The organism is Undibacterium sp. 14-3-2, assembly GCF_016595265.1.
Lineage (GTDB): Bacteria > Pseudomonadota > Gammaproteobacteria > Burkholderiales > Burkholderiaceae_D > Undibacterium > Undibacterium aquatile.
This window is the reverse complement of the sequence record NZ_JAENGS010000004.1, coordinates 353,752-372,957: the sequence shown is the minus strand read 5'-3', so window position 1 is coordinate 372,957 and position 19,206 is coordinate 353,752. Positions and strand designations below refer to the sequence as shown.

17 protein-coding genes and 2 other RNA genes are annotated in these 19,206 nt (G+C 48.6%); 13 read left to right on the top strand and 6 right to left on the bottom strand.

The window, feature by feature from the left end:
• The first annotated feature begins 10 nt into the window (after nucleotides 1-10).
• From Undi14_RS11730 to Undi14_RS11715, 4 genes are all read left to right on the top strand, one after another.
• On the top strand, nucleotides 11-286 hold the full coding sequence (locus Undi14_RS11730; RefSeq protein WP_234030550.1) for an HU family DNA-binding protein: 276 nt from the start codon (nucleotides 11-13) through the stop codon (nucleotides 284-286).
• A gap of 8 nt (nucleotides 287-294) precedes the next feature.
• Nucleotides 295-369: hammerhead ribozyme type II (locus Undi14_RS11725), an RNA gene on the top strand.
• A gap of 2 nt (nucleotides 370-371) precedes the next feature.
• Complete coding sequence (locus tag Undi14_RS11720) at nucleotides 372-947, top strand: gp16 family protein (protein ID WP_200180369.1); 576 nt, start codon at nucleotides 372-374, stop codon at nucleotides 945-947.
• A complete protein-coding gene (locus Undi14_RS11715; RefSeq protein WP_200180367.1) occupies nucleotides 937-1,287 on the top strand; it encodes a Mor transcription activator family protein in 351 nt (116 codons plus the stop codon). The genes Undi14_RS11720 and Undi14_RS11715 overlap by 11 nt, the downstream gene beginning before the upstream one ends.
• A 584-nt stretch (nucleotides 1,288-1,871) precedes the next feature.
• Here Undi14_RS11715 and Undi14_RS11710 read toward each other — a convergent pair.
• Together Undi14_RS11710 and Undi14_RS11705 are read right to left on the bottom strand one after the other, a co-directional pair.
• Nucleotides 1,872-3,593, bottom strand: coding sequence for a glycosyltransferase family 39 protein (locus Undi14_RS11710; RefSeq protein WP_200180365.1), 1,722 nt, complete (start codon nucleotides 3,591-3,593; stop codon nucleotides 1,872-1,874).
• A gap of 97 nt (nucleotides 3,594-3,690) precedes the next feature.
• Nucleotides 3,691-3,957: a type B 50S ribosomal protein L31 gene (locus Undi14_RS11705; protein WP_186885000.1), complete on the bottom strand. Its 267-nt coding sequence runs from the start codon at nucleotides 3,955-3,957 to the stop codon at nucleotides 3,691-3,693.
• A gap of 345 nt (nucleotides 3,958-4,302) precedes the next feature.
• Between Undi14_RS11705 and Undi14_RS11700 the strand changes: the two genes are divergently transcribed.
• Nucleotides 4,303-4,911 (top strand): trimeric intracellular cation channel family protein, encoded by a 609-nt coding sequence (locus tag Undi14_RS11700; protein WP_186885275.1) that lies wholly within the window; start codon nucleotides 4,303-4,305, stop codon nucleotides 4,909-4,911.
• A 39-nt stretch (nucleotides 4,912-4,950) separates the two neighbouring features.
• On the opposite strand, the gene Undi14_RS11695 is transcribed toward Undi14_RS11700, so the two are convergent.
• Entirely contained in the window at nucleotides 4,951-5,595 is a 645-nt protein-coding gene (locus Undi14_RS11695) for a TetR family transcriptional regulator (RefSeq protein ID WP_200180363.1), read from the bottom strand.
• Nucleotides 5,596-6,043: 448 nt separating this feature from the next.
• Between Undi14_RS11695 and Undi14_RS11690 the strand changes: the two genes are divergently transcribed.
• From Undi14_RS11690 to Undi14_RS11680, 3 genes are all read left to right on the top strand, one after another.
• Nucleotides 6,044-7,357: an efflux RND transporter periplasmic adaptor subunit gene (locus Undi14_RS11690; protein WP_200180362.1), complete on the top strand. Its 1,314-nt coding sequence runs from the start codon at nucleotides 6,044-6,046 to the stop codon at nucleotides 7,355-7,357.
• 102 nt (nucleotides 7,358-7,459) lie between these two features.
• Nucleotides 7,460-10,627 (top strand): efflux RND transporter permease subunit, encoded by a 3,168-nt coding sequence (locus tag Undi14_RS11685; RefSeq protein ID WP_186885003.1) that lies wholly within the window; start codon nucleotides 7,460-7,462, stop codon nucleotides 10,625-10,627.
• A 2-nt stretch (nucleotides 10,628-10,629) separates the two neighbouring features.
• On the top strand, nucleotides 10,630-12,060 hold the full coding sequence (locus Undi14_RS11680; RefSeq protein ID WP_200180361.1) for an efflux transporter outer membrane subunit: 1,431 nt from the start codon (nucleotides 10,630-10,632) through the stop codon (nucleotides 12,058-12,060).
• A gap of 146 nt (nucleotides 12,061-12,206) precedes the next feature.
• On the opposite strand, the gene rho is transcribed toward Undi14_RS11680, so the two are convergent.
• On the bottom strand, nucleotides 12,207-13,469 hold the full coding sequence (gene rho / locus Undi14_RS11675) for a transcription termination factor Rho (protein ID WP_186885005.1): 1,263 nt from the start codon (nucleotides 13,467-13,469) through the stop codon (nucleotides 12,207-12,209).
• 214 nt (nucleotides 13,470-13,683) lie between these two features.
• On the bottom strand, nucleotides 13,684-14,010 hold the full coding sequence (trxA, locus tag Undi14_RS11670; protein ID WP_186885006.1) for a thioredoxin TrxA: 327 nt from the start codon (nucleotides 14,008-14,010) through the stop codon (nucleotides 13,684-13,686).
• A 438-nt stretch (nucleotides 14,011-14,448) separates the two neighbouring features.
• On the opposite strand from trxA, the gene Undi14_RS11665 reads away from it, so the two are divergent.
• From Undi14_RS11665 to ybiB, 5 genes are all read left to right on the top strand, one after another.
• Entirely contained in the window at nucleotides 14,449-14,673 is a 225-nt protein-coding gene (locus Undi14_RS11665) for a DUF904 domain-containing protein (protein ID WP_223826996.1), read from the top strand.
• Nucleotides 14,674-14,684: 11 nt separating this feature from the next.
• Nucleotides 14,685-14,996: a cell division protein ZapA gene (locus tag Undi14_RS11660; RefSeq protein ID WP_200180480.1), complete on the top strand. Its 312-nt coding sequence runs from the start codon at nucleotides 14,685-14,687 to the stop codon at nucleotides 14,994-14,996.
• A 77-nt stretch (nucleotides 14,997-15,073) separates the two neighbouring features.
• Nucleotides 15,074-15,254: non-coding RNA, 6S RNA (ssrS, locus tag Undi14_RS11655), on the top strand.
• Between the two features lie 91 nt (nucleotides 15,255-15,345).
• Entirely contained in the window at nucleotides 15,346-15,801 is a 456-nt protein-coding gene (locus Undi14_RS11650) for an EVE domain-containing protein (RefSeq protein WP_200180360.1), read from the top strand.
• A 4-nt stretch (nucleotides 15,802-15,805) separates the two neighbouring features.
• Nucleotides 15,806-16,798 (top strand): DNA-binding protein YbiB, encoded by a 993-nt coding sequence (ybiB, locus tag Undi14_RS11645; RefSeq protein ID WP_200180359.1) that lies wholly within the window; start codon nucleotides 15,806-15,808, stop codon nucleotides 16,796-16,798.
• 106 nt (nucleotides 16,799-16,904) lie between these two features.
• Here ybiB and Undi14_RS11640 read toward each other — a convergent pair whose 3' ends face one another.
• Nucleotides 16,905-19,148, bottom strand: coding sequence for a TonB-dependent receptor (locus Undi14_RS11640; RefSeq protein WP_200180358.1), 2,244 nt, complete (start codon nucleotides 19,146-19,148; stop codon nucleotides 16,905-16,907).
• Between the last annotated feature and the right edge of the window lie 58 nt (nucleotides 19,149-19,206).

Here is a 19,206-nt window from a genome sequence, read left to right as displayed (position 1 = left end):
TGGAGCAATCATGAGCAAAGCAGAACTCGTTAAACACCTCGCAGAATCCGCAGATGTCACCAAAGCTCAAGCTGAATCAGTCCTGAACGCGCTGGTGAAAACCGTTAAAGACATCGTGGCTGCTGGCAATGAGATCACGATTGCCGACCTCGGAAAATTCAGTCCAACAGAACGCGCCGCGCGTACTGGCCGCAATCCCAAAACAGGTGAAGACATTGAAATTCCAGCGAAACGTGCGCCGAAATTTAGCCCGGCCAAGTCGTTCAAAGACCTGGTTAACAAATAAAGCGACTTAAGCGAAACCAGACCGAGTTAATCCTCGGTTTGGTCTGCCAGGCGTGGTTGTCTGGTACTGATGAGCAGCCAATTAAATGAAAAATCGTACGCAATACATACAACTGATTCATATCGCGAAATCCCAACTGGGACTGGACGATGATGTCTATCGATCGATGTTGACTGGTTTGGAATTGCCGAACTCTACTACCAAGATGAGTGTTCCAGAACTGCAAAAGGTATTGGATCACCTGAAACGTTCGGGCTTTAAAGTGCGTTCCAAACCAAAAGATCGATCACAGGATGACAGCGAACAAGCAAAAATGCTTCGAGCTCTTTGGCTTGAGTTGTCTGGGCTCGGATATGTCCGGGATCCAAGTGAAAAGGCACTGGCAGCCTGGGTAAAACGTGAAACCGGAGTTGCAGCTCTGCAGTGGCTCAACGTTGAAACAACTCAGAAGACGATAGAGAAACTCAAGCAGTGGCGGTGGCGCGACGAGCAGAAGATTAAAAAGATGGCATCCCAATTGTGCAGACAAGGGCATTTAGCAACCTCGGATATACATGTTCTGTCAAAAGAATGGTTTCAAACGACCAACATCACTAAACAGGTTTCAGCACAGATGTTGCAAAAATTAAAGCAATTTAAGGAGGTAACACATGGCAAATGAGTTTCGCAGTAAAGGACCAGAATTACTTATCGATCTGGCGCAACACGTAGCTGCCACCTTGACAGAGCTTGCAAAAATTGACAAAGAGCAAGCGGAGCAGCTCGGCCGAGAGATTTCGGATCGTATGGCTGGCCACTGGGGCGGACAGAATATATATTTCCCTATGGGGCTTTCATATAAGCTGTCGCAGCGTGACCTGGCAATTTACAACGAATTCAATGGAATCAATCACAGCGAACTGGCGAGGAAGCACCATGTTTCCCTACAGTGGATATATAAGATAGTTAAAACTGTCCAAAAAGAAGAAATCGCTAAGCGCCAAACGGATATGTTCCTGTAATAAAAAGCGGGTCTCAATCGGACCCGCGTCTCTTTTCCCAGTCTGTAACTTTTTTTTATTTTACCGTTCCGTTTCTTCCCATATTATCCCATCTCTTCCGATTTATCTCAGTAATTCTTGGGTATTTATATCATTCCATCTCACCCCGTCCTTATTTCGTATCTTGTATGAGGAAACTTGAATTATGTCTGACACCTTTTGGCTTCTACCACGCCCAAGATGTCAACCATGGTCACGGTAGATATCTTGGGCATGTTATTTATCGAGTGATAGCCCCGCCTTGACTATTGCAGAAGGTATTTTGTGCTAAATAGTTGCTGATCATAAAAATATGGGATGCGCTGATATTACGCGTAGCGCTAATTAGAATTGCCCCATGCTGTCCTTCCACGGGCTCAAGAGTTTGACATGTTCAAAACAGCTATCTCTATCGCCAATTGCAAGAGGATTCAATTTTTTGATTGCATTGAGCCATCGTTGGATAAGTAAGAGCCGATAACGCTGCTGAATATTCTGGGTAACGTATCCCTGATCGCGATGAGCATACCTGGTTGTAAATGATCCGATATGCTTACGCTATGTTATTACTGCAATTTGCGGCGATACAATATAAACAGTTCATCTTTATCGGCAGCGCGGTGCCCACTCCAGACGGGTTCCCATTGTTCAGCGTCAACGTGAGCTGGCATAACGGGTGCGGTGGTTTGCTTCCGGCTATTCTGCACCATCAGATAGCCGCAGTCATGATCCGAGAATCCGGCAAATTGAATTTTGCCGAAGTAAGCAAAAGTACTTCGTTGCGATGGCCCGATATATCCCTCGATACAGTATGCTTTATTCGGTAGTTGCTGGGCGAGGTCTTCGGCAACACTGGCGTATGTCACTCGGTGATTAATCCACGGCAGCCATAATGTCAGCAGTAGCAACCAGCATAAAATAAGCCCACCACTAGACAGCACAACTGCCCGCCAAAGAACCGATGGTTGCCGCGAAATACGCCAATAAACCAGAAGGAACCAGGCAAGCGTAGCGATGAAAGCGAGCATAAAAACGAACGGGTTAAAGCTTGCTTCGAAACCAGGAGCCAGCCTCAGGATTTTAGCTCCTAAGTTGCTTGGGAAGCCGGTTTGCTCTGCTATCCAGCCCAGCCAGATAAAGCCCGCAGTGCCTGTGAGTACTGTCACTGCAAACCAGTCAACAGCGTTGATCGCACTGCGCTTCATTGTTGGCAGGCCGAATGCGGCAAGAATTGCCATTGGAGGCAGCAGCGGAAGTAATAAACTTTCCTCTGCATTTTGACTCATTAAGGCCAGAATGATAAATCCGAACAGGAATGTAACTGGTAACGCAATATGCAGCGCTTTTTCTTGCCTCCGCCAAGCATAAATAGCCCACGCAGCAAAAGGCCAGGCTGGCCACGCAAACCAGATGCTATATTTAAAAAAGTAGCTGACGCTATCGATGCCAGGCCAGTTAATCTGACGATAATTCCATAGCATCCAGGCGGGAACCGGGCTGCTGTCGTATGGATGATTGATTTGTATGGCGAGTAGCCAGATTGCTGTTGGGAGCAGTGCTACCGGTAACGCTGCAACAATAAATTTATTGTGCTGCGTTTGTTGGCGATAGACGCATAGTGCAATCAGTATAAAAAATAAGGTAACCGGCAGCACCCAGCCTTTCGTCAGCACGAGCAGACCGAGGCTAAGTCCTAATTGAGCACTAAGAGAAATTTTCGGCGTATCGAGCAGGCGGACGCAAACATACAGAGTGAATGCCACCAGCGAAATTTGCAGAGTTTCAGCACCAGTTTCATGGCTACGTATCAGTAAGCCCAGGCATCCGAGGTAGATGAGTAAAGCACCGTCGGCAAGTGTGCGGCCGAAATCTTTAGGATCCGGTTGCCCCCCAAACGCGAGTTTCAGTGGCTGGGCTTCTGCACGGCGCCCGAGCAGATAGGTTGCATACCAGACTGAAACTGATCCGAGTAAAAAGAAAAAACCAGTCGACAGTCGGGCCGCCATAGGGGCGCCAACAATACCGCCGAATAGTTTGATGCAGATCGCACCGATCCAGAACGCCAGTGGTCCTTTTTCTGCCATGGGCAGGCCAACGATATGTGGCCACAGCCAGTCGGAAAGCGTGCCTTGCGTCATCGTCCACATGATGCCGAAGCTTGTCGCATCATCGCCTTTCCATGGATCTCGTCCAATCAGGCCTGGCAGGATGTAGAGCAGACAGAGAGCCAGTATTCCCCAGCGAGGAAGGGCAATGGTGGCGGAGGCAGGAAGACGAACTGGCTTCATAGCTTTAAATGTGGGTGGAAAGCGTGCTTATTGTAAGGAAAGAAGAAGTAAAAAAGGCAGCCTGAGCTGCCTTTTTTTATTTAAATCATTGCACGAATTAGTTAGCAACGGAAGTCTTGGAACCAACGCTGCCGAACTTTTTACGGAATTTGTCAACGCGACCAGCGGTGTCAACGATTTTATGTTTGCCAGTGTAGAAAGGATGGGATTCTGCAGAAACCTCAATCTTAACCAGTGGATATTCTTTACCTTCAAATTCAGCTTTGTCTTTTGTGCTGATAGTTGAACGTGTGATGAATTTGAAATCGTTAGAAACGTCGTGGAACAACACTTCGCGATAGTTTGGGTGGATGCCTTCTTTCATGCTTGCCTCAATATAAAGTTGGTAGCCAATCAGCACTTCGTCGGTCGTCTCGCTTCTTGACCCGATTGCGTATCACTTGCCAGAGTTAAAGTAATGATGGATTTCGCGATTGCAAAATGCCAAGCCCGAGATTATACAATAGGATCGATCGTTGGCGCCATATCGGATTGTTTTACCATGTTTACTAATCAATCAATGAATGCAGGGGAGGGGATTGATTTCTTAGTTTTGTTTATCTGTATAGCGTTGCTGTTTTAGTTTTATGTAATGATTTAGCCGGACTACAGTTAAAATTTGGCATTGATTGAATGACGTGAGAAGAGTATGGCAGGAAGCTATGTAGGAATGAACGCAATGTTACACACCATAGAAGTGGCAGGTGTCGTGGCTTTTGCCTGTTCCGGATTTATAGAAGCCAGGCGCAAGCGTATGGATCCGGTCGGCGTGTTTACTGTCGCCTTTATTACTGCTTTCGGTGGCGGCACGCTGCGTGATTTGTTGCTCGATCGCCGACCGCTGTTTTGGGTGGAAAATCAGGAATATCCTATATTGATTTTTTTACTGGCATTGATCGCCACACCTTTGTTTCGTCATTTGCGCCATGCTGTTACTGAGAGTGCGATCGAGTGGGCAGATGCTCTAGGCTTGGGCTTATTCAGTGTGACAGGAACGTCGCTGGCACTGGAGTTGGATATGCCGGCTTTTGTCTGTGCCATGATGGGCGTTATTACTGGTATTTTTGGTGGTGTATTGCGGGATGTGATCTGTAATGAGATACCGATGGTGTTCCGGCGCGGGCAACTTTACGCTACCTGTGCTTTCACGGGGTGCTGGGTTTATCTCGGGATGACTTACCTACAGTTTAACGATGCGGCAGCCTTACTCGCCGGCATTATCAGTACTTTCGCGTTACGGATGCTGGCAGTAAAGTTTGATCTGAAGTTGCCCGCTTGAATACGAGTAATACTGCCAGTCGCTGCGCTTACCCTGTACTCAGACAGACGGGGGATTTTTTTTAAGCGGAGGGCGTGTCAGTAAGCCGCTTAAAAACATATCCACCATATCCTCTGCGTGCGTGTTGATGCAGTATGCATTTGGGTCCTCAAGCCATTCGCCGATGAGACCTACCAGGAAACTATGATTCGCGTGCATGGCGATCCATGTATCAGTCTCCGGCGGCAACTGGCCTGAAGCTACTGCATTGTCGATAATGACCTGCACTTTATTCAGGCATTCTGTGCGTTTTTCTTTTTCAGTTTCGAAGTAGGGTAGGTCAACATTTTTTTCGCTGCGATGAAAAATAATGTCGAATACCTTGCGTTGACGAGAATCACTGGATACCAGCTTCAGAAAGTGGATATTCAACTGGCGTAGCGCTGCGATGGGATCTTTTTGGGGAGCATCACTGATTTCGTTCAATAAGGCTTCCATAGGCAGGAAGGCGCGATCACACATCGCCTGAAACAGCGCGTTCTTATCTTTAAAGTGCCAATAGATAGCGCCGCGCGTCATTCCTGCTGCACATGCTACGTCATTCAGCGTTGTGTTGGTCACGCCTTTGGTCGAGAAGACATCTTCCGCAGCATTTAACAGAGCCGTGTGGGTTTCCTGTGCTTCCTCTTTCGTCTTTCTTGCCATGATTTTCCTTGCTAAGTCCATATCTGCCGCCCGGTCGCCGAAGGTAACCGGAAGCGCTGATATCACTCTGTCTGATGCGTCCCCGTTTTTTATAAAGAGGCGCTTTCCTCTTTTTGGTCGGCATCTTAAGAGGGGGGCGCAATTATCGCAATACCAGAATGACTCTATTTCCACGAAGTTTGCGGTAGTACACATCTTTTTACGAAAAATTCATACTTTGTTACATGAGAAACAACGCTATCCAGATAATAATAACGGGCTCAATCTTGGTGCGCTTGTTGAATACAACCTGCCGTTAATTTCGATGATTTCACGATTCGTAATCAAGTTGTCATCGTTATCTGTGAATGCCTTGCTAATCTATAGGGTCATTTCAGAATTTCATTTACAAACATTCGTGTATGTATATAATAGCACACCGTCCTTTCATTTATAAGAAAGAATTTCTATGTACTCCTCAGGTTTCCCTTCGTCCCAGTCCTTGACCCTGTCATCACAGATATCGCAATTGTTCACTCGCCGCGCAGCCAGTGCGCTGGCGATCAGTTTGTCTTTAATTGTGTTGACTGCGTGCGGCAAGCAAGGTGGGCAAAATGCTGGTCCAGGCAATATGCCTCCGCCAGAAGTTAATGTAGTTGCGTTGGAAAGTCGTGATCTTGCAGTAGATTTTGAATATGTGGGCCAGACTGCAGGCTCGAAAGAAACAGAGATCCGGGCGCGTGTTCCGGGAATTCTGGAAAATCGTTTATACGAAGAAGGCTCCCGCGTGAAAGCAGGCACAGTCTTATTTCAGATCGACCCAGCAACTTATCAGACGCAACTGGCCTCCGCCGAAGCTTCTGCTGGCGTTGCAGAAGCGAAGCTGAATCAGGCAAAACGTGAATATGCGCGTCTGGCACCTCTGGCGACAGAAAAAGCGATCAGTCAAAAAGAATTTGACGATGCGAAGTCAACGTTGGAAACCGCAGAAGCGAGCTACAAGCAAGCGCGTGCGCAGGCCAATGAAGCAAAACTGAATCTGGGCTATACCAAAGTGGTTGCGCCAATAGACGGCGTGACCGGCATGGCGGCTAAGTCGAATGGTAGTCTGATCACTAGCGCAGATAGTTTGTTGACCACGATTGTTCAGACCGACACTTTGTATGTGAACTTCAGCATTCCGGAATCGGATTACTTGAAAGTTTCCAAAGAGGTGAATGGCGGCAAGGTTGCTGTACCAGGAAAAGTCGCTAAAAATGGCAGCATAGGCTTTGATGTGAAGCTGAAACTGGCTGATGGCAGTATGTTCCCAGCGACGGGAAAAATGAATTTTGTCAGTGAACGTATCAACGCTGCCAATGGCGGTTTTGATGCGCGTGCGCAAGTGACTAATCCTGACGGTACTCTGCGTCCTGGACAGTTTGTTCGCGTCATGTTGTCAGGGGCAAAACGTATAGGGGCACTCGCTGTACCGCAACGCGCTGTGATTGATGCACCAATGGGCAAGATTGTTTTTGTGGTGACACCAGATAACAAACTGGCACCTCGTCCGGTTGAGCTTGACGGCTGGTCGCACGGAGAATGGATTGTTACCAAAGGACTTAAAGCTGGTGAGCGCGTGATGGTTGACGGCGTGATCAAAGCACATGATCCTGGTATGACAGTGAAGCCAGTGCTTATTTCTGCACAGGCAGCCAATGCCGCACCAGCACCAACAGCAGCTCCGGCTACCGCAAAAGAAGGCGCTTCTGCATCTGCCGCTTCGGCTGCCAGTGCTAAGTAAACGTGTCGATACGCATTGAGAGATGCATAGCTTATTGTTGATAGCACTCCATTCTTTATGAACATCCCGCTTCTGACAGAAGCGGGCGACAAGGAATAATTCATGTTCTCTAAATTTTTTATTAACCGGCCGATTTTCGCGACTGTCGTTTCGCTGATTATCGTGCTGGCTGGTCTGGCCGCATTACGCGTCCTGCCAATTTCTCGCTACCCGGAAATTTCTCCGCCGGTAGTTAATGTGACTGCCGTTTACCCAGGTGCTTCTGCCGAAGTGATTGAACGCACCGTCGCCGCCCCGATTGAGGAACAGATCAACGGTGTCGAACATATGCTGTATATGGACTCTGTTTCGTCTGCAGATGGTCGCGTGTCAATTAACGTGACCTTTGAAGTCGGTACCGATCTCGATATTGCAGCGGTGAACGTGAACAACCGCGTGCGTCAGGCCGATGCCAAGTTGCCGCAAGAAGTGCGTCGTCAGGGCGTGACAGTTTCCAAGAGTTCGTCGAATTTCCTGGTGGTTGCAGCTTTGTATTCGCCTGACAATCGTTACGATGCTTTGTATCTTTCTAATTACGCGACGCAAAACGTGTTGGATGCGATCAAGCGGATTCCGGGAACAACGAACGTACAGATTTTCGGTGCGAAAGACTATGCAATGCGGATCTGGATGCGTCCTGATCGTATGGCGCAGCTTGGTGTCACGGTGGCAGATATTTCTAATGCGGTGAATGAGCAAAATGCACAGTATGCTGCAGGCAAGATTGGTGCTACGCCGAATAATACCGAAGAGTTGACGATGACCGTCACCGCCAAAGGGCGTTTGCTGGAACCGGAACAGTTTGCCAATATCATCGTGAAGTCGGATAAGAGTGGTGCCACGATACGCATTAAAGATGTGGCGCGTGTCGAACTGGGTTCAAAAGATTACAACCTCTATGGTCGTATTAATGGACATCCATCTGCCAATATCGGTGTGTTCTTGCAAACCGGCGCAAATGCGCTGGAAACACGTAAAGCGGTTGAGAAAACACTGGAAGACCTGAAGGCCAAATTCCCGGAAGGAATGAGTTACGCAACACCATATGACACGACACCGTTTGTGACCGAGTCTATTTATGAAGTACTCAAGACTCTGGGCGAAGCGATGGTGCTGGTGTTCATTGTCGTGTATCTGTTTCTGCAAAGCTGGCGCGCAACCATCATTCCTACGCTGGCGGTTCCTGTATCTCTTGTCGGTACGATGGCCGGTTTGCATTTGTTGGGATACAGCATCAATACACTGACCTTATTCGGTATGGTGCTTGCGATCGGTATCGTTGTTGACGATGCGATTGTGGTGTTGGAAAACGTTGAGCGTCTGATGAACGAAGAGGGCATGACCCCGAAGGACGCGGCGATTGAAGCGATGCAAGAAGTGACCGGGCCTGTGATTGCGATTGTGCTGGTGCTGGTGGCTGCTTTTGGACCGATTGCTTTCCTTGGTGGCCTTGCCGGTGAATTATATCGCCAGTTCTCTGTCACGATTTCGATCGCGGTAGTGTTATCCGGTATCGTCGCTTTGACTCTGACCCCAGCTCTGTGTGCGATTTTATTGAAACCCGGAGCAGAAAATCACCATCCATTTTTCTTGTGGTTTAACGCGGCTTTCCTGCGTTTCACAAAACACTATACCAATGGCGTCAGCTTTTTCCTCAAGCGAGCCGTGTTAGGCGTTGCGTTAGTGCTCGGCATGGTGGCTTTGACTGGCGTCCTGTGGAAAACCGTCCCTGGTGGACTGGTGCCTGATGAAGATCAGGGCTATTTCATCGGCGCGACTATTTTGCCGGATGGCGCATCGCTTGATCGCACTGATGCCGTCGTCAAACAAGTTGAAGCGGCAATGAAAACGAATCCGGATATCGACACTACATTTGCGTTAGTTGGTCTGGATTTCCTTGGCGGTGGTGGTCTGAAATCATCCGCAGCGACGATGTTCTTCCCGTTGAAACCGTGGGAAGAGCGCAGTAAATCTGCGCAACAGCTGGTTGGCGAAAGCTATATGAAAACGGGTGGCATTAAAGAAGGCTTACCTTTATTTTTTGCTCCGCCAGCGATTCAGGGTTTAGGACAAACCGGTGGTTTCGAGTTCTATCTGCAGAATGCTGGTGAAGGTGGCGTTAAACGTCTCGCAGAGATTTTGCCTTTGCTGATTGCAGAAGCGAACAAACAGCCAGAACTCGCAGGTGTGAAAACATTATGGCAAGCGAATTCACCACAATTGTACGTGGATGTGGACAATGAAAAAGCCAAATCGATGGGCGTTGCGCTGGCCGATGTTTACAGCACGCTGGCTGCTACGATGGGTAGTTACTATGTGAACGACTTCAATAAAAACGGTCGTATCTACACAGTACAGTTACAGGCAGAAGGCCAGTTCCGCGCTAAACCAGACGATATTGGCGGCATGTATGTGCGCGCTGCCAATGGTCAGATGGTACCGATCCGCGCATTTACCACGATCAAGTTCATTACCGGACCTGACTCGGTAGAACGTTTCAATGCCTTGCCTGCGATTAAACTCATGGGCGATGCTAAACCGGGCTTCAGCTCTGGTCAGGCGATCGCGGCGATGGAACGTGCAGCGAAAAATGTGTTGCCATCGGATGTGGTGTATGACTGGGGTGGTGCATCGTTCCAGGAAAAACGTAGCAGCAACGCCGCAGGTCTGGCATTGGGCGCGGGTGTCTTAATGATTTTCCTGATTCTGGCTGCACAGTACGAAAAATGGTCGCTGCCGTTCTCGGTATTGCTGGCGATGCCTTTCGGTATCTTCGGTGCGCTGCTGGCGGTGTATCTGCGTCACTTTAATAATGACGTGTACTTCCAGATCGGCTTGGTCACCTTACTTGGTTTGTCGGCGAAAAATGCGATTCTGATTGTGGAGTTCGCGGTGATGAAAGTGCACGAGGGTTATGCGCCGGTTGCAGCAGCGGTGGAAGCAGCACGCTTGCGTTTCCGTCCGATTCTGATGACGTCACTGGCGTTTATTCTGGGTGTGGTTCCGCTGGCATTCTCACACGGTGCGGGTGCTGCGGCACGTCAATCCCTGGGGACCGGTGTTTTGGGCGGTATGCTGGCAGCGACTTTCCTCGCGATCTTCTTTGTTCCTTTGTTCTTTAAACTGATTAATGACAAGCGGTTTAAAACATTCCCTGAAGACTTCCATCATCCTGATCACATCCCTCTGGGGCAGCTGATTAAAGAAAAAAAAGTAGAAGGGAAGGAGTAATTATGTTGAAAACTCGATTTGTCCTGAGCACTATCGTCGCGAGTCTGGCACTGGTGGGTTGTGCATCGGTCGGGCCTGATTATCAACGTCCTCAGCTTGAGGTTCCTGCCAAGCTGGAGGCGACCGGCGGTAAAGCGGTCAATACTGATTTTGTGCAATGGTGGAGCGCATTCAGTGACCCGGTTCTGCTTGATCTGATACAGGAAGCGGCAAAAAACAATCAGGACTTGCTGCTGGCGACTGGGCGTATAGAAGAGGCTCGCGCTCTTGCTGTTGGCGCGAAGTCGAACCGCTATCCTAGTGTTGACGCAACACTGAGCGGCTCTAAAGTCCGTACCAGTGAGACTGCCGGTAAGTTGGCCGCTGGCGCTGAGCCGGTCAGTAAAGATTTCCAGCTGGGTTTGACTGCTTCTTATGAAGTCGATTTCTGGGGAAAATTATCTCGTGCAGATGAGGCTGCGAAAGCAAGATTATTCGCACAGGAGTACAACCGTACGACGGTGCAAACCAGTTTGTTCAGTAATCTTGCACAAAGTTATTTTGCCTTGCGTGCCGCTGACGCACAACTGGCGTTAGCGCAGGCTACTTATCAGACACGTACGGAAAATTTGCGTTTGCAACAGAAACGCTTTGCATCTGGCGCGACAGGTGAGCTGGATTTACATCAAGCCGAATCTGAAGCTGCTGCCGCAGAAGTCAGCGTATCGCAAGCGAAGCTGGCTGTCTCCAATCTTGAGTCAGCGATAGCAGTGTTGGTTGGACGTAGCCCTGCAGCAGTCGCGCAGCCCGTGATCGCACGTGGTAATGATATCCAGGCGTTGTACCAACATCTGAGCTTACCTGCTGATTTGCCTTCCGATGTGTTGAATCGCCGTCCGGATATTCTGGCGGCGGAACAAACGCTGGTGGCAGCGAATGCGGATATCGGGCAGGCGAAGGCTGCGTATTTTCCTAGTCTGAAGTTGACGACAGGTATAGGTTACGAGTCGCGCGTATTCAAAGATCTGGTTGACCCGACATCGTTGCTGTGGAATCTCGGTGCCAATCTGGTGCAGCCGGTATTCCGTGCGGGAGCAATTGGTGCCGTGGTCTCCGGCGCTGAAGCTCGCAAAACGCAGGCGACTGCGCAGTATGTGCAAGCGGTGCAAGGAGCCTTCCGCGACGTGCATGATGCGTTGAGCAGCGCTGAATCGAATGAGCAGATTTATCGCGCAAATCTGAAGCGCGTCAAGGCATTGAAAGATAGTCAGCGTTTAGCTGAGTTACGCTATAAAAATGGTTACAGCAGCTATCTGGAAGTGTTGAACGCGCAACGCGATCTGGCTGCGGTCGAAACAGCGTTGATTGACACTCAGAAGGCACATCTCAGCGCTGTTGTCAGCTTGTATAAAGCGGTTGGTGGTGGTTGGGAAGTGAAAGCTATCTCACAGTAAATTGTGCGCTTAAAGCAAAAGGCTTCCTGATGTAATTCAGGAAGCCTTTTTTATTTTCATGACATTTACATCAGATAGCGAGATATAAAAAAAGCTGACAATTTACATTGTCAGCTTTTAAGTACATCCATCACAGATGGCAGTACTTAACCACCACGACGCATCATTTCAAAAAACTCTGCATTATTTTTGGTGGCTTTCATTTTATCGAGAATGAATTCCATCGCTTCGATCTCATCCATCGAATACAGCAATTTGCGCAGAATCCAGATTTTCTGAAGCTGATCTGGTTTGATCAGTAATTCTTCACGACGTGTGCCAGATTTATTCAGGTTAATTGCCGGATAAACGCGTTTTTCCGCCAGGCGACGTTCCAGATGCACTTCCATATTACCCGTGCCTTTGAATTCCTCGTAGATCACGTCATCCATACGGCTGCCTGTTTCGATCAGTGCCGTTGCGATGATGGTCAGTGAACCACCTTCTTCGACATTACGTGCCGCACCGAAGAAACGTTTTGGACGCTGTAGTGCATTGGCATCGACACCGCCGGTCAACACTTTGCCGGATGCCGGAATAACGGTATTGTAGGCACGTGCCAGACGGGTAATCGAGTCGAGCAGAATGACCACATCTTTTTTCATTTCGACTAAACGCTTGGCTTTTTCCAGCACCATCTCGGCGACCTGAACGTGGCGCGTTGCCGGTTCGTCGAAAGTGGAAGCAACGACTTCACCACGCACGGAACGCTGCATTTCGGTCACTTCTTCAGGACGTTCGTCGATCAGTAAAACGATTAATGTTACATCCGGATGATTGGTGGTGATCGCATGCGCGATATGCTGCAGCATCACGGACTTGCCAGATTTTGGTGATGCAACCAGCAAGCCGCGTTGACCACGCCCTATTGGTGCAATCATGTCGATGATCCGGCCTGTTGTATTCTCTTCGCCGCGCATTTCGCGTTCCAGCGTCAGCACCTTATTCGGATGCAGAGGCGTCAGATTTTCAAACAGAATACGGTGTTTCGATGCTTCTGGTGATTCACCGTTCACCTTGTCTACCTTCACCAGTGCGAAGTAGCGTTCGCCATCCTTAGGAGTACGGACTTCACCCTCAATCGAGTCACCAGTATGCAGATTGAAACGACGGATTTGCGAAGGCGAGATATAGATATCGTCGGTCGATGCCATGTAACTGGCATCGGGCGAGCGCAGGAAGCCAAAACCGTCAGGCAATACTTCGAGTGCGCCATCGCCAAAAATTTGTTCGCCCGCTTTTGCACGTTTTTTCAGAATCGCAAACATTAACTCTTGTTTGCGCATACGTGCAGCGTTGTCAATATCAAGCCCAATAGCCATTTCCAGCAATGCGGATACGTGTAGGGCTTTTAATTCAGATAGATGCATGGTGAGTGTCCCGGGATGGGAATATGAGGTGGGGGAGTGAACAGAGGAACTGCGGAATAAACAGAATCGTTATTTGTCTTTTGAGGTCAGCGACCTGTTAAGCATTCTTTATGTATTTGTACTTTGTGCTCAATGCGCATACGGCGCCGGATTTCATTTTTGAAGGATTGTACACCATCAGAAAGAACATCCAGCGCAGCAAGTGAGCAAATTTTCAGATATTGCTATCAATAAAAGAGATCAGCTGACCTTTAGCCAGTGCGCCGACTTTTTGTGCGGCGACTGCGCCATTTTTAAACAATATCAGTGTCGGGATGCCACGGATGCCAAATTGAGCAGGAACTGCCTGATTTGCATCAACGTCCATTTTTGCGACAATAATTTTGCCATCGTATTCTTTAGCAACTTCTTCCAGAATCGGCGCAATCATTTTGCATGGACCACACCATTCGGCCCAGAAATCGACCAGGACAGGTTTGTCAGATTTTAATACATCAGCTTCAAAAGAAGCATCGCTTACGTATTTGATGTTTTCGCTCATGGAATCCTCATCGAGAGGGAAAAATTAAGGGGTAACAGCGCCACAGAATATCGGTCGGGCAGTTGGGAACTCGCCGTATTCAGAGGTTGGATCTGGCGGCGATTGGCTTAAATTCAATAGCGGAGATTTATTTCTCACCTTGAATATGCCAATGAAGAACCAAGCGTGGTTAGCTATGCGTCAAATAATAACCTATTTTCAAAAAAAGTGTGATGCTAAGCGCCAATTTGTATAATTCGGTACGTAAAATCCCGGGAACGCATTCTGATTTTTCTGGTTTTAAGCAGTGCGCTTTTTGTTTGAGAAGTGTTTCTGGATGTTGAATGCATCGTTCAGACACTGAATTTACGTGTTTAGCTTTAGATCACGATGCTGATGCCGAGGGTTTGCTCGTATAATAAGAAGTCAGGTTTGTCGAGCCCCAATACACATAAACATATGATGATTTCCGATTTCGAATTGCTTGCTGAAAAAGTAGCCAAGCTTGCTGAGCTTACCCACGCCTTGCGGGTGGAGAACGCTGCCTTGCGTAATGAGGTGACCGCGTTAACGACGCAGAATCAGGATGTCAGGGAGCGTATGCAACAAGCGCATGAACGGATTACTGCTTTACTGACACAATTACCAGCAGAAGTCCTGAAGGATGAAGAGGTGTCAGCATGACTGATAAGAAATTGATTCAGGTCGACGTCAATATCATGGGACAAGCTTACAAGTTGTCCTGCAAAGAAGGTGAAGATCGGGCGTTGCGCGAGGCGGCTGCTTATCTTGATGCGAAGATGTGTGCAATTCGCGATTCTTCCCGGATCAAAGGTACTGACAGGATTGCTGTGATGGCGGCGTTGGGTATGACAACGGAATTGCTGGCGACGAAATCTCCCGAAGGCCCCTTATCTGGATTGTCTTTGTCGGAAGTAAAGCAAAAGATGACGCAGATGCATGAAGTGATGGATCAGGCGCTGACTCCACAAGAAAATCTATTTTGATTTTTAGAGTTATTACTTAATTTAATCAAAAATGAGCAAAATAGTTCTCGCTTCAATCGCATTTGAGAGTAAACTTTAATTCCCTGCCGTGTTCGCCAGTGCCATATATTCCTTGAACCATTTATGTGCATAGGCTGTGGGATATTGTTTGATGGGTGTGAGCGTCGCTAGTTCGATGAACCCGAAATTGAACTGACCGTGGCCAACTTGAACCGCTTAGGTTCAGGATGCCGGCATAGCGGCATCGGTGGGGACTTATTCTGAAACGACTGTCATTTCTGACAGTCGTTTTTTTATTTGGTGCGTCTGAATGTGCGACAATTTATTTTTACCTTCCTCTCAAACGACGATGAATTATTGGCTAATGAAGTCAGAACCTGATGAGATCAGTATTGATGACGTGCTGGCGATGAGGAGCGTGCCGTGGTTTGGTGTGAGAAATTATCAGGCGCGAAATTTTATGCGGGATGCGATGCGAATCGGTGATGGCGTGTTGTTCTATCATTCCAGTTGCGCCCAGCCGGGCATTGCTGGTATCGCGGAAGTGAGCAGCACATCGTATCCTGACCATACGCAGTTTGATCCCGACAGTAAATATTTCGATCCTAAGTCGACTAGAGAAAATCCGCGCTGGATGATGGTTGATATTAAGGCCTTGCGTAAAACACGCTTATTCAGCCTCGCAGAGTTAAGATCGGTACCCGGGTTAGAGAGTATGCTGGTACTGCAAAAAGGCAGTCGCTTATCGATAACGCCGGTGACTCCGCATGAATGGGAAACCATATTGGCTATTTTGGATAAATAAACTGATGACCGACGATCTGACTCAAACAGTTGCAACAGCTTTTCCAGCCGCCAGATTCATTAAGGAAATTGGCCGGGGAAAAGATGGTGCCCGCAGCATGTCATCTGAAGATGCTGCAAGCTTATATACCGCAATGCTGAATGGTCGCGTCAGCGACCTTGAGTTGGGTGCAATTTTGCTGGCGATGCGTATCAAAGGCGAGTCGATCGATGAGATCGCTGGTTTTTTACACGCTGCCCGCCCGTTTATGCTGGCGCTGGAAGCTCCGCTCAGCAGCAACTATGTTCCGGTATTGATACCGACTTACAACGGCGCCCGCAAAAAAGCGAATCTGACGCCATTACTGGCAATCTTGTTGGCTCGTCGTGGCGTTCCTGTGTTGGTGCATGGCGTTAGTAGTGACCCCGGTCGCGTGACTACTGCTGAAATTTTTTCCGCGCTGAATTTTCCCGTGTGTAGTAATGCCTCCGATATCAGCCTTGAAATGTCTTTATCGCGCCCGGCTTTTATTCCCGTTGAATTGCTTGCCCCAGCCCTCGCACGTTTGCTTGCTTTACGAAGAATACTCGGTGTCCGTAACTCGACACACACCTTGGTGAAGTTGCTGCAGCCTTTTACAACACCGGCTTTGCGCCTGACTTCTTACACTCATCCGGAATATCAGCAGATGTTGCAACACTACTTTAGTCAGCGTGCGCCACATGACGCTGGCGATGTCTTTTTGATGCGTGGAACCGAAGGGGAAACGGTTGCCAGTACCGGGCGTGCACAGCAGATAGACTGGATACATGAAGGTGAGGTGACAACCTTGGCTCACACCCAGTCTGTGATTGTCGGAGAGATTGAAAATATTTCAGAGCAGTTCGATGCTGCGACCACCGCAGCATGGATACAGTGCGTATTAAATGACGAAATTCCCGTACCAGTGAATATTGCGGCGCAGGTAGAGCATTGTGTGCTGGTGTCGCGCCTGATTCATCAGCGATTAGTGAGGTAATTTGCCGGAGATATATTTGCCGGAGATTGTGCGAAGGCACCGCTAACGATTAACGAAAAAAAACGCCGGACGATAAATCCGGCGTTTTTTTATGTGCGATGGTGTATCAGAAGTTTGCTTTGAACTGCACGCCATAGCTGCGTGGTTCATTGACGATACCTGTCAGGTTATTGAAGTCGATTGCGGCGATGACTTGTTGCTTATTGGTGATGTTACGGCCATAAGCTGCGAGTTCATATTTGCCATCGGCCCAGACGTAACCAACGCGCAGACCACCTTCCAGCATAGACTTTGCTTTGTACTCTTTTGCTTCGTACAGGAACATGTTGTAGCTGTCTTTGTAAGCCCAGTCCGTATTCGCATACAGAGTACCGGCACCGATTTGCGTCGAATATTTCAACGAGAAATTTCCTACCCATTTAGGCGCACGTGGCAACGGGTTGCCGCCGATTAAAACTGTACCGGCGACAGGGCCTTTCGTATTTGTTACAGTACAACCGTTGCCACATGGAGCAACGAACAGTTTGTCATCTTTGATTTCAGTATCGTTATAGCTGACACCTACCGTCGTTTTCCAGTTGCGGTTCAGATTTGCTTGTAAATCCAGTTCAAAACCCTGACCAACGGCTTTATCTGCGTTAACCAGTTTGTTTTGATTGACGCTGCCGCTACCAGCAGTGAGCTGCAAATCTTTTGCTGTGTAATGGAATACTGTCGCGCTCACACGGGCCGTATTGTCCAGAATATCCTTTTTGATACCGGCTTCGAATGACAAGGTTTTTTCTGATTGTGCGACGGAAATCGAGTCGCCGAAAAGAACCCGGCCTTGAACGCTGGGAGCACGATAGCCGGTTGCTGCGCGGGCAAATAAAGATGTTTCTTTATCCAATGTGTAATTGGCACCCAGATCCCAACTAACGTTAGTGGAAGACGGATGTGCTTGCAGGAAATCGGTATTTTTTCCACCAAACGGCGTTTGCGTTCTCTGTGCGTCAAAATCTTTTTTATCGCTGGTGTAGCGCACGCCGCCACGCAATTTCAGTTTTTCGCTAACTGCATAATTCAGAGTCCCGAACGCGGCCCACGATTTTGCGTTCTGATGTTGTACTGCATAGCCATTTTGTGGGTTGCCAGCGCTCATGGAGTCAAAGTTAAAACTGTCGACTTGCAGATCTTCGCTGAAATAGTACAGACCTGTGATCCATTGCAGAGGATCTTTGGTATTGGACTCAACGCGCACTTCCTGAGTGACTTGTTTCAGATTTGGAAGGCCATCAGCGGTTTCAGATGCGAACGGAATGAATCCCGGGCCGGAAGTCGCTCCGGCGCTGTAACCACCATCAACGTCAGCGCGGCTATAGAATTTTGCTTTGTCATACGCCGTGATGGAGTGAACGCTCATGCCTGGCAAATCCCAGCGCAGACGCAGGCTGGCACCGGAGGAGGTCAGGGTTTGAGTATTCAAACCATCGGTAGGGTAGGTTCCGTAATCAAAGCCAGGCACCAGATTGTTCGTGCCTTTCTGGATGATATTGGCGCGGAATAAGGTCGCGTTACCAGACATGTCGCGACCATGTAAATTAATCAGAGCGCTGAAGTCAGATGTTTTGTACGAGAACTGCAGGCGCGCAGCATTGTCACGGTAGCCTTCCAGATTTTTTTCACCGGTAGAACGTGGATTGGTCACGCGGTCATCACGGCTTTGCGCCTGACCTGAGAAGCGCATCGCCCATTCTTTGCTGAGCGGCACGTTGATGGCACCTTCCAGATTCACCGCATTGTTGTTGCCGTAACCGAGGCTGCCATAACCTTCAAAGCGATTCGTTGGTTTTGCGGAGTCGAATTTCAGTACGCCAGCTGGCGAGTTGCGACCAAATAGTGTACCTTGCGGGCCGCGTAAAATTTCAACCTGATCGACGTCAAAAACCGGGAAGCCTTTGAGAATAGGGCTCTCTTGTACGACATCATCAAAAATAAGTCCGACAGGTTGCGACGCATTCAGATCGAAATCAGTGTTGCCCAGACCACGGATATAAAAGCGTGGGAAAGACCGACCGAAATCGGATTCAATATTCAGACTGGGCACGCGCGCTGAAAGGAAGCGGATGTCCTGACCGCTGGCGTTATAAGTATCAAGCGCCTCGCCTTTAATGGCGGAAATGGACATCGGCACTTCTTTGATGTTTTCTGCGCGGCGGTTCGCAGTGACGATGACTGTTTCCAGTTTCGTTGTATCGTTGCTTGCTTCCTGTGCCCATGCAGACTGCACAGGAAACGCAGATGCGATTGCCAGCGCAATCAGACTGCGAGCTTGTACTTTCAGTACGGAATGAGAAGATAACTTTTGCATGAAGGGAGTCCCCGTAGTGGTTGATCAGTGACCAGATTGAGTGCATTAATGAGCCAGA

What these genes read in the sequence shown, in the direction of transcription:
- Undi14_RS11730 (WP_234030550.1), top strand. Translation starts at nt 11, where the DNA reads ATGAGCAAAGCAGAACTCGTTAAACACCTCGCAGAATCCGCAGATGTC.
- Undi14_RS11720 (WP_200180369.1), top strand. Translation starts at nt 372, where the DNA reads ATGAAAAATCGTACGCAATACATACAACTGATTCATATCGCGAAATCC.
- Undi14_RS11715 (WP_200180367.1), top strand. Translation starts at nt 937, where the DNA reads ATGGCAAATGAGTTTCGCAGTAAAGGACCAGAATTACTTATCGATCTG.
- Undi14_RS11710 (WP_200180365.1), bottom strand. Translation starts at nt 3,593, where the DNA reads ATGAAGCCAGTTCGTCTTCCTGCCTCCGCCACCATTGCCCTTCCTCGC.
- Undi14_RS11705 (WP_186885000.1), bottom strand. Translation starts at nt 3,957, where the DNA reads ATGAAAGAAGGCATCCACCCAAACTATCGCGAAGTGTTGTTCCACGAC.
- Undi14_RS11700 (WP_186885275.1), top strand. Translation starts at nt 4,303, where the DNA reads ATGAACGCAATGTTACACACCATAGAAGTGGCAGGTGTCGTGGCTTTT.
- Undi14_RS11695 (WP_200180363.1), bottom strand. Translation starts at nt 5,595, where the DNA reads ATGGCAAGAAAGACGAAAGAGGAAGCACAGGAAACCCACACGGCTCTG.
- Undi14_RS11690 (WP_200180362.1), top strand. Translation starts at nt 6,044, where the DNA reads ATGTACTCCTCAGGTTTCCCTTCGTCCCAGTCCTTGACCCTGTCATCA.
- Undi14_RS11685 (WP_186885003.1), top strand. Translation starts at nt 7,460, where the DNA reads ATGTTCTCTAAATTTTTTATTAACCGGCCGATTTTCGCGACTGTCGTT.
- Undi14_RS11680 (WP_200180361.1), top strand. Translation starts at nt 10,630, where the DNA reads ATGTTGAAAACTCGATTTGTCCTGAGCACTATCGTCGCGAGTCTGGCA.
- rho (WP_186885005.1), bottom strand. Translation starts at nt 13,469, where the DNA reads ATGCATCTATCTGAATTAAAAGCCCTACACGTATCCGCATTGCTGGAA.
- trxA (WP_186885006.1), bottom strand. Translation starts at nt 14,010, where the DNA reads ATGAGCGAAAACATCAAATACGTAAGCGATGCTTCTTTTGAAGCTGAT.
- Undi14_RS11665 (WP_223826996.1), top strand. Translation starts at nt 14,449, where the DNA reads ATGATGATTTCCGATTTCGAATTGCTTGCTGAAAAAGTAGCCAAGCTT.
- Undi14_RS11650 (WP_200180360.1), top strand. Translation starts at nt 15,346, where the DNA reads ATGAATTATTGGCTAATGAAGTCAGAACCTGATGAGATCAGTATTGAT.
- ybiB (WP_200180359.1), top strand. Translation starts at nt 15,806, where the DNA reads ATGACCGACGATCTGACTCAAACAGTTGCAACAGCTTTTCCAGCCGCC.
- Undi14_RS11640 (WP_200180358.1), bottom strand. Translation starts at nt 19,148, where the DNA reads ATGCAAAAGTTATCTTCTCATTCCGTACTGAAAGTACAAGCTCGCAGT.